Below are 1,414 nucleotides of genomic sequence, written 5' to 3' on the forward strand. Positions count from 1 at the left end.
AGGCGACGCGGCGGATCAACAGCCGCGTCGAATGCGAGGAGATCGGCCATTAATCCGCGGAGCTGCGGCCAGGGTTCGTCAGGACTGGTGGGGGAAGGCTGCGAGCGGCTGAGAATGGCATGCAGTTTGGCGGTTACACCAGCGACTGACTGCGCCGGTATGTCCCACAAGGCTTCCGCAGCCTTGTCCTCGGCGATCGCGGCGCAATCTTCGGCCTCGAGCGCTTCGCTGTAGCCAGGATCTCGTTCAACCGGCCCGTCTGCCGCCTGGAACAGGCGTGCCTCGATCCGCTGCTGCGTCGCGTTCGATTCGCTCAAACGTTGCGAGGCGTCCCACCACCTCTGCCAGGCAGCGRCCGCGGGATCGTCGCCGCAACGGCGAAACCCTGGATTCTGATGGGYCGCRACCTCTGGATATGTGGGTAAACGGGCCGCCACGAGAGAATGAAAATCTCCTCGGGTGACCGTAGGCAAAGTTCTGCTATTGTCGGAATCAGCCATGATCCGAGCTCCCGTAAGCTTGGTTGTGGTCAGGCTGCATTCGGTGTTCGCGCACCGGATGTAGCCGTCAGTTCCCTTAATTCAACAATCGAGGCGAACTGCAGTCTGAAGTAACGCTTAGGTAGCACACGAGTTCGCCTTGATCAATTCGAAATCACCTGATGTCACTGAAATCACTGGCGCGCAGATACGTGCCGCGCGAGCACTCCTCCGTTGGAGCGCAAAAGAGCTTGCAAAAGCGGCCGGGATTGGCGTTGCAACCGTAAGCCGTGCGGAAGTAGAGGACGGAAGGACATCACTCACGAGCGCCAACTTGACGGCTATTCGACGGGCTTGCGAGACGGCTGGCATCGAGTTTATCGAAGAAAATGGCGGCGGGGTGGGAGTTCGTTTCAAAAGGTAGTCACCGAAACGGCACGCACACGCACCGCGCGCCGCAGGACGAGCCGCCAACGAACGATGGTAGCCGCTCCGTTCATTTCTACGCGCCCAATCGTTTGAGGGGACTACGAATTTTCACAGCCTCTGTCATCAATACACGGTCTGTGAATTCGAACGCTCGTACGCTAGGTCTCTTACTGCCCACGCAAGAGGAGCGCAGCGCGTTGAAAGTCCGCTAAACAACGCGGCCTTTATCAACCAAAGACAGCAATAGCCTTGCTGGCTATGGATTGCTGTGCGATTCTTCGGGCATGATCCGGGGGAGATGAGAATGTCGGAAACGATGCTTGCAGCGCTGACCAACATTCGGACCGCGGAAGATACGGTCGTGGCCTTTCGCGATGAGGAGCAGTGTCGGCGATTGCTGGAAAGCATGGTGTGGCCGGCCGGAAGAGTTTGTCCTGCCTGTGGTTACAAGCGCTCGATCGCAATCGCCGGGCGCGATATGGGCAAGCGGCGTGCGCGCCCGGGTC

The 1,414-nt window shown here is 59.2% G+C and carries 2 protein-coding genes and 1 pseudogene; 2 read left to right on the forward strand and 1 reads right to left on the reverse strand.

The genetic code is table 11. The features are described 5' to 3' along the window. Positions 1–317, reverse strand: a pseudogene (locus tag AB4Z53_RS35295) (hypothetical protein); the annotation flags it as partial. Positions 318–639: 322 nt separating this feature from the next. Between AB4Z53_RS35295 and AB4Z53_RS35300 the strand changes: the two are divergent. Both AB4Z53_RS35300 and AB4Z53_RS35305 read left to right on the forward strand, forming a co-directional pair. Then, the gene (locus tag AB4Z53_RS35300; protein WP_291165567.1) at positions 640–903 is read left to right on the forward strand and encodes a helix-turn-helix domain-containing protein; all 264 of its coding nucleotides are present in this window, start codon (positions 640–642) and stop codon (positions 901–903) included. A gap of 309 nt (positions 904–1,212) precedes the next feature. Further along, positions 1,213–1,414, forward strand: a 202-nt coding sequence (locus AB4Z53_RS35305; RefSeq protein ID WP_441600070.1) for a transposase, incomplete at its 3' end; no start/stop codon positions are given.

Source organism: Ensifer sp. 2TAB8 (genome assembly GCF_052115125.1).
Classification (GTDB): Bacteria; Pseudomonadota; Alphaproteobacteria; order Rhizobiales; family Rhizobiaceae; genus Ensifer.